Origin of the sequence: Streptomyces sp. NPDC127119 (assembly GCF_042677425.1) — a bacterium.
Lineage (GTDB): Bacteria > Actinomycetota > Actinomycetes > Streptomycetales > Streptomycetaceae > Streptomyces.
In genome coordinates this window covers 1-6,520 of sequence record NZ_JBHXTO010000262.1, presented here as the reverse complement: position 1 = coordinate 6,520, position 6,520 = coordinate 1, and the positions used below count along the sequence as shown (strand labels likewise).

Sequence of the window (6,520 nt, the reverse complement as noted above, 5' to 3'; positions counted from 1 at the left end):
GCTGCGCCCCGGCTTTTGCCCCCCGGGCGCAGCCCGTCAGGGGCGCGGGGAACGGCGCAGTCTTTTGCCTTTGGCTTTTAGGGGCGCGGGGAACTGCGCGAACGGCCCCCACCGGGGCCGCAGGCGGCACACGACCGCACCACGTAAGCCCGCCGCAGGCGGACCCTCATCGACTTGCCGTTCGAACCGCCCAGGTGTGATCTGGAAGGCAGGGGCGAGGAAGAGAGGAGTGCTGTCATGGCTCATACGGCACCCGCAAGGACCGGCCCACGAACCACCCACCACCCCACCGTCCCGCTGAAAGCGAAACTCGTACTGCCCGCACTCGCCGGCATCGTCTACGGCCTCTGGACCTCCGGCATAGCCCGCCACGCAGGCCCGATCACCGGCTGGAACGTCCTCCTGGGCGTCGTATCGGCCCTCGTGTTCGCCGCGGCCGCGTACGGCGTGCACACCGTCGCCCCCCGCCTGCCCCGCGAACTGCGCGCGGCCACCTGGGCGGCGTTCGCGGGCATCGCGTTCGGTTTCGTCTACAGCCTCACGGACGCCGGTGTCGTCAAGACCGTGGGTCTGTCCCTGGTGATCGCGGCAGGCGTCCTCGTGGTGCTCTTCTACCGCTACTACACGGCCGAGGACTGAACTCGGTACGTACCGGTACACACCGGTACGCATGACGACGGGGCCCCGGCTGCACGCCGGGGCCCCGTTCTCCTCGGACCCGCTCACTGCCCGCCGGGCACCCACTCCCAGCCGGAGCCCGCGGCGTCCGAAGTCTCGTCCCACCGGTCCTTCCAGGCCCCGTCGCAGGGGTCGGAACACTTCGGCACACCCTCTCCGCCGAGGTCGACGAACGCCGCGCTCGCCCAGGCCCGCGCCCCGACGAGCCAGTACCAGTGCGGGTTGCCGAAGACGTGCGAGCCGCGCACCACGCACGCGACCCGGTCCTGGCTGCCGGGCGGGAGCCGGTCGACGACCTCCGAGCCGAGGTCGGGGCGGGCCCGCACCTTCAGGTCGCCGCGGGAGACGACGGTCCCCCACACGGGGTCCCCGCCGTGGCGGTCGCCGCGCCGGTCGCCGAGGTCGCCGGCAGTCGCCGTACCTGCGGCCGCGACGGTCAGCACACCGCCGCTGACCAGGGCGGTTCCTAGGATTCTGAGAGCCAGGGTGACACGCATGATCGGCCTCCTCTCCTCCGAAACCAGGTAACACCCGTTCGGGTCAACCCTCCACCGGAGGCCCCCGCCGCACGGCCCCCAGCGCCGCACCGATGAGTTTCCGCGGCCCCGGGGGTCTGTATTGCGAAACGAGTCACCGAACCAGTCACCAGAACGACGCGGATGGGCGGACCGACATGACGAGCAGCAACCGCACCGACCACTGGGCCGGGCCGGCCATCGAGACCGCGGGGCTGGTGAAGACCTTCGGCGACACCCGCGCGGTCGACGGCGTGGACCTACGGATCGAGCCGGGCACGGTGTACGGCCTGCTGGGCCCGAACGGCGCGGGCAAGACGACGACCGTCCGCATGCTGGCGACCCTGCTGCGTCCCGACGGCGGCGAGGCGCACGTCTTCGGCCACGACGTCGTACGGGAGGCGGACGCGGTCCGCGGCCGGGTGAGCCTCACCGGCCAGTACGCGTCCGTGGACGAGGACCTGACGGGCACCGAGAACCTCGTGCTGCTGGCGCGTCTGACCGGCCACGCCAAGAAGGCCTCGTACGACCGCGCGGCCCAACTCCTGGACGCCTTCGGCCTGTCGGAGGCGGCCGGCCGCCAGGTGAAGAACTACTCGGGCGGCATGCGGCGGCGTATCGACATCGCCGCGTCCATCCTCAACACCCCGGACCTGCTGTTCCTGGACGAGCCGACGACGGGCCTCGACCCGCGCAGCCGCAACCAGGTCTGGGAGATCGTGCGGGCGGTCGTCGCCCAGGGCACCACGGTCCTCCTCACCACCCAGTACCTGGACGAGGCGGACCAGTTGGCGTCCCGGATCGCCGTCATCGACAAGGGCAAAGTCATCGCCGAGGGCACGAAGGGCGAGCTGAAGGCGTCGGTGGGCGCGGGCGCCGTGCACGTACGGCTGCGGGACGCGGACCGGCGTCCGGACGCCGAGCGGGTGCTGCGTCAGGCACTCGGCACGGACGTGCAGCTGGAGCCGGACCCGGTGGCGCTGACGGCCCGGGTCGGCAACGGCTCGCCGGACGGCTCGCCGGACGGCTCCGCAGCCGCCGAGAAGGCGTCCCGCGCCCTCGCCGAACTCGCCCGCGCGGGCATCACCGTCGACAACTTCTCCCTCGGCCAGCCGAGCCTGGACGAGGTCTTCCTCGCCCTCACCGGAAAGCCGGAGAGCCGGCCCGGGAATCCGCCCGGGACGCAGCCGACCCAGCCGACCCAGCCGACGCTGAAGAAAGAGGCCACGGCATGAGCACCGCGACCCAGTCCTCCGGCACCGGAACCGCGGACACCGCGGACCTCTCGCCGGTCCGTACCGAGAGCCTCGCCGCGATCCTGGTCGCCGGCGAGCGCCCGCCGCGCCCGAACGCCCTCCAGGCCTCGCTCACCTTCGGCTGGCGGGCGATCCTCAAGATCAAGCACGTACCGGAGCAGCTCTTCGACGTGACGGCGTTCCCGATCATGCTGGTGCTGATGTACACGTACCTGTTCGGGGGCGCGCTCGCCGGTTCTCCCGAGGAGTACATCCAGTACCTGCTCCCCGGCATCCTCGTGATGTCGGTCGTGATGATCACGATGTACACGGGCGTCTCGGTCAACATCGACATCGCGAAGGGCGTCTTCGACCGCTTCCGCTCGCTGCCCATCTGGCGCCCGTCGACGCTGGTCGGCTATCTGCTCGGGGACGCCCTGCGCTACACGATCGCGTCGGTCGTGATGCTCGCGGTGGGCCTGGTCATGGGCTTCCGTCCGGACGGCGGCGTCGAAGGCGTGGTGGCGGGCGTCGTCCTCCTGCTCGTCTTCTCGTTCGCCTTCTCCTGGGTGTGGACGATGTTCGGCCTGCTGCTGCGCACGGAGAAGTCGGTCATGGGCGTGAGCATGATGATCCTGTTCCCGCTGACCTTCCTCAGCGACATCTTCGTCCGCCCCGAGACGATGCCGGGCTGGCTCCAGGCCTTCGTCAACAACAACCCGGTCACGCATCTCGCCTCGGCGGTACGCGGCCTGATGGACGGTTCCTGGCCGACCGCCGAGATCGCGTGGTCGCTGGGCTGGGCCGGGGTGCTGGTCGCGGTCTTCGGCCCGGTCACGATGAGGCTCTACAACCGCAAGTAGGAAGGCCTTCCGGAGCTCGGCGCAGGCCGTCCGGGTCCCCCGGAAGAACGCAATCCGCGTCCGGATGCAGTCACCCCGGCCGTGCCCCGATGGCGAGGGGCGCGGCCGGGGTTCTTCCTTGAGAGGTGCGGAAAGACACCGGCCCTGACCCCTCGGCGCTGAGGAAGGCCCTCTCGGCGCTGCTGATCGTGCTCGCCTGCGTCCTCGTACCGCTGGGCGGGCTGTCGGCGTGGGCGAAGTACGAGATCGGCGACACCGGGCGGTACGTCGACACGATGGCGCCGCTCGCCGCAGGACCCGACGTCCAGGGCGCGATCGCGGACACCGTCACGGACGGGATCATGAGCGAGGTCGAGGTCGGGCCGCTGGAGGGGGAGGTCCGCGCGTACGTCCACCGGGCGGTGCGGTCCTTCACCGGTACGGAGGCCTTCCGCGCGGCCTGGACCACGGCGAACCGGGCCGCGCACGACGCCGTCCTGCGGGCCCTGCGCAGCGACAGCGAGGGCGCGGTCACGCTCGACCTGGCCCCGGTCACCGCCCGCCTCAAGTCCCAACTGGCCGACGACCGCGTGCCGTTGGCGAACCGCATTCCCGTCGAGCACACCGAGGTCACGGTCCTCGGGGCCCAGGAGCTCAGCTCCCTGCGGAAAGGCTTCCCCATGCTGGAGATCGCGGGCTTCTGGCTGCCGCTGGCGGCGGTCGCCCTGGCCCTCGGCGGCATCCTGCTGGCCGTACGCCGCCGCCGCGCCGTCACGGCCACCGCGCTCGGCATGGCCCTGGGCGCCGCCCTGCTGGCACTCGCCACCGTCATCGGCCGGGCCATGACCCTCGCGGGCCTGCCCGAGCACGTCTCGCGCGCCGCGGCGGGCGCGGTCTACGACGCCCTCACCGAGACCCTGCGCACGGCGGCCTGGTTCATCCTCGCCCTCGGCCTCACGGTGGCGCTGGCGACCTGGCTCACGGACGCCCGCGCGCGACGTCGCGCAGCGTCCGCAGCGCCTGTCCCAGCACCGGTACCGGAACCGACGCGAGCCCGAGCCTGACGGCGTCCGGCGCGCCCTGCGGCCCCACCGCGAAGGCCGGGCCCGGGGTGACCGCGACCCCGCGGGCGGCGGCGGCAGCCGTGAAGGTGTCCGCGCGCCAGGGCGCGGGCAGCTCCCACCAGGCGTAGTACGCGTACGGGTCGGCCCGGACCGTGAACGGGTCGAGCAGTTCCGCGACGACCCGCTGGCGCCGGGCCGCGTCGGCCCGCTTCCTGCCGACGAGCCGCTCGACGGTCCCGTCCCGGATCCACCGCGTACCCGCCTCCAGCGCGAACCGCCCCGCCGTCCACCCGCCCGACCGCAGGGCCCCGCCCACCGCCCCGGCCCGCCCCTCGGGCACGACGAGGAAACCGACGGTCAGTCCGGGCGCCACCCGCTTCGACAGCCCGTCGACGACATGGACGCGCTCGGGTGCGTACGCGGCGAGCGGCACGCCCTCTTCATGGAGGAACGACCAGATGCGGTCCTCGACGACGGGCAGATCCACGTCCCTTACGACAGCGGCGAGTTCGCGCTTCCTTCGATCCCCCGCCGTCACGCCGGTCGGATTGTGCAGCGTCGGCTGGACGTAGAGGGCGGAGAGCGGGGCGGCACGGTGGCCGGCGGCGACGGCGTCGGGCCGCAGCCCCTCCTCGTCCGTGGCGAGCGGCACGAGCGTGCAGCCGATCCGCTCGGCGATCTCCTTGACCAGCGGATACGTCAGCGCCTCCACGCCGACCCGCCCACCGGGCCGTACCAGCGAGGCGAGGACGCCCGCGATGGCCTGCCGGCCGTTCCCCGCGAACAGGAGCTGCTCGGGCGCGGGCCGCCACCCGGACCCCGCCAGCAGTCCCGCGACGGCCTCGCGCGCGGCGGGGGTGCCGGTGGCCGGGACGGTACGGGTGGCCTCGCCCAGCACGTCGGCCCGCAGCAGCGGCGCGAGCCCGTCGGCCATCAGCTCCGACTGCCCCGGTACGGACGGGTAGTTGAGCTCCAGATCGATCTTCACCTGGGGGTCCTGGTCGTGCGCGGCCTCCGCGAGGGCCCGGCCGGAGGGGGGCGGGGCGGCCCGTACGAAGGTGCCGCGCCCGACCTCGCCGACGACGAGACCGCGCCGGACCAGCTCTCCGTACACGCGCCCGGCCGTGGACCCCGCGATGCGCCGGCGCCGGGCGAACACGCGCTGCGGCGGCAGCCGCTCACCGGCCTTCAGCCGCCCCGAATAGATCTCCTCGGCCAGCCGGTCGGCAATACGCCGGTAGTCCTCCACGCCGCCCCTTCCTGGAACACAGGTGAATCCCGCCCGGATTGCACCGAGAGCAAAGATCTTATTGCACCGAGGAGTTGAGGAGATCTAGGGTCCGACCATGGCTCCCTTCCTCGCATACGAGGACAAAGGCCCGCATGCCGCCACGGCGCTGCCTCTTGTCCTGATCCACGGCCACCCCTTCGACCACACGATGTGGGCTCCCCAGGTGGCGGCCTTCGCCCGGGAGCGCCGGGTGATCGTGCCGGACCTGCGGGGCTACGGCGCGTCCCCGGTCGTCCCCGGGATCACCCCGCTCTCCGTCTTCGCCGAGGACGTGGCGGCCCTCCTCGACGAACTCCGGGTACCCGAATTCGTCCTCGGCGGACTCTCCATGGGCGGCCAGATCGTCATGGAGTGCTACCGGCAGTTCCCCGAACGGATCCGGGGCCTGCTCCTGGCGGACACGTTCCCGGCGGCGGAGACGCCCGAGGGGAGGAAAGCGCGGGGCGCGATGGCCGAACGGCTGCTCCGCGAGGGGATGGGCGGGTACGCCGAGGAGGTCCTGTACCGGATGGTGGCGCCGTACGCCCGCCCTGACGTGGTGGCGCAGGTGCGCCGCATGATGACGGGGACGTCGGCGGAGGGGGCCGCGGCGGCCCTGCGGGGGCGGGCCGAACGGCCGGACTACCGGGAACTGCTGACCCGGGTCGGCGTTCCCACGCTGGTGGTGGTGGGGGAGGAGGACACGTTCACTCCCGTGGCGGATGCGGAGGCGATGCACGCGGCTGTGCGGGGGTCTGTGCTGTGTGTCGTCCGGGGCGCGGCCCACCTCCCGAACCTCGAACGCCCCACACCTTTCAACAAGGCCCTGACCGACCTACTGACCCACTGCACCCCCCACCCCTGACATCTGCGGGTCCGGTGGGGGCGGGCCGCGCAGTTCCCCGCGCCCCTGAAG

Annotated in this window: 7 protein-coding genes; 5 read left to right on the top strand and 2 right to left on the bottom strand. The window is 72.5% G+C overall.

Annotated elements, in window-relative coordinates:
• The first annotated feature begins 237 nt into the window (after positions 1-237).
• Positions 238-639 carry a hypothetical protein gene (locus tag ACFVH5_RS43595; RefSeq protein ID WP_385839245.1) on the top strand — a complete coding sequence of 134 codons (402 nt, stop codon included), beginning with the start codon at positions 238-240 and terminating at the stop codon, positions 637-639.
• Between the two features lie 83 nt (positions 640-722).
• Here ACFVH5_RS43595 and ACFVH5_RS43590 read toward each other — a convergent pair whose 3' ends face one another.
• Positions 723-1,175: an SH3 domain-containing protein gene (locus ACFVH5_RS43590; protein ID WP_384803622.1), complete on the bottom strand. Its 453-nt coding sequence runs from the start codon at positions 1,173-1,175 to the stop codon at positions 723-725.
• Positions 1,176-1,351: 176 nt separating this feature from the next.
• On the opposite strand from ACFVH5_RS43590, the gene ACFVH5_RS43585 reads away from it, so the two are divergent.
• The 3 genes from ACFVH5_RS43585 to ACFVH5_RS43575 all read left to right on the top strand — a co-directional run bounded on the left by ACFVH5_RS43585 (position 1,352) and on the right by ACFVH5_RS43575 (position 4,334).
• Positions 1,352-2,428, top strand: a complete 1,077-nt coding sequence (locus tag ACFVH5_RS43585) for an ATP-binding cassette domain-containing protein (RefSeq protein ID WP_385839244.1) — start codon at positions 1,352-1,354, stop codon at positions 2,426-2,428.
• A complete protein-coding gene (locus ACFVH5_RS43580) occupies positions 2,425-3,291 on the top strand; it encodes an ABC transporter permease (RefSeq protein WP_385839243.1) in 867 nt (288 codons plus the stop codon). The genes ACFVH5_RS43585 and ACFVH5_RS43580 overlap by 4 nt, the downstream gene beginning before the upstream one ends.
• A 125-nt stretch (positions 3,292-3,416) precedes the next feature.
• Positions 3,417-4,334: a hypothetical protein gene (locus tag ACFVH5_RS43575; RefSeq protein ID WP_385839242.1), complete on the top strand. Its 918-nt coding sequence runs from the start codon at positions 3,417-3,419 to the stop codon at positions 4,332-4,334.
• On the opposite strand, the gene ACFVH5_RS43570 is transcribed toward ACFVH5_RS43575, so the two are convergent.
• Entirely contained in the window at positions 4,249-5,583 is a 1,335-nt protein-coding gene (locus ACFVH5_RS43570; RefSeq protein WP_385839240.1) for a PLP-dependent aminotransferase family protein, read from the bottom strand. The two genes, ACFVH5_RS43575 and ACFVH5_RS43570, sit on opposite strands and share 86 nt — an antisense overlap.
• Positions 5,584-5,680: 97 nt before the next feature.
• On the opposite strand from ACFVH5_RS43570, the gene ACFVH5_RS43565 reads away from it, so the two are divergent.
• Positions 5,681-6,469, top strand: a complete 789-nt coding sequence (locus ACFVH5_RS43565) for an alpha/beta fold hydrolase (RefSeq protein WP_385839239.1) — start codon at positions 5,681-5,683, stop codon at positions 6,467-6,469.
• The last annotated feature ends 51 nt before the right edge of the window (positions 6,470-6,520 follow it).

Excerpts from the sequence above, each read along its gene's own strand:
- ACFVH5_RS43595 (WP_385839245.1), top strand. The coding sequence starts at position 238 with ATGGCTCATACGGCACCCGCAAGGACCGGCCCACGAACCACCCACCAC.
- ACFVH5_RS43590 (WP_384803622.1), bottom strand. The coding sequence starts at position 1,175 with ATGCGTGTCACCCTGGCTCTCAGAATCCTAGGAACCGCCCTGGTCAGC.
- ACFVH5_RS43585 (WP_385839244.1), top strand. The coding sequence starts at position 1,352 with ATGACGAGCAGCAACCGCACCGACCACTGGGCCGGGCCGGCCATCGAG.
- ACFVH5_RS43580 (WP_385839243.1), top strand. The coding sequence starts at position 2,425 with ATGAGCACCGCGACCCAGTCCTCCGGCACCGGAACCGCGGACACCGCG.
- ACFVH5_RS43565 (WP_385839239.1), top strand. The coding sequence starts at position 5,681 with ATGGCTCCCTTCCTCGCATACGAGGACAAAGGCCCGCATGCCGCCACG.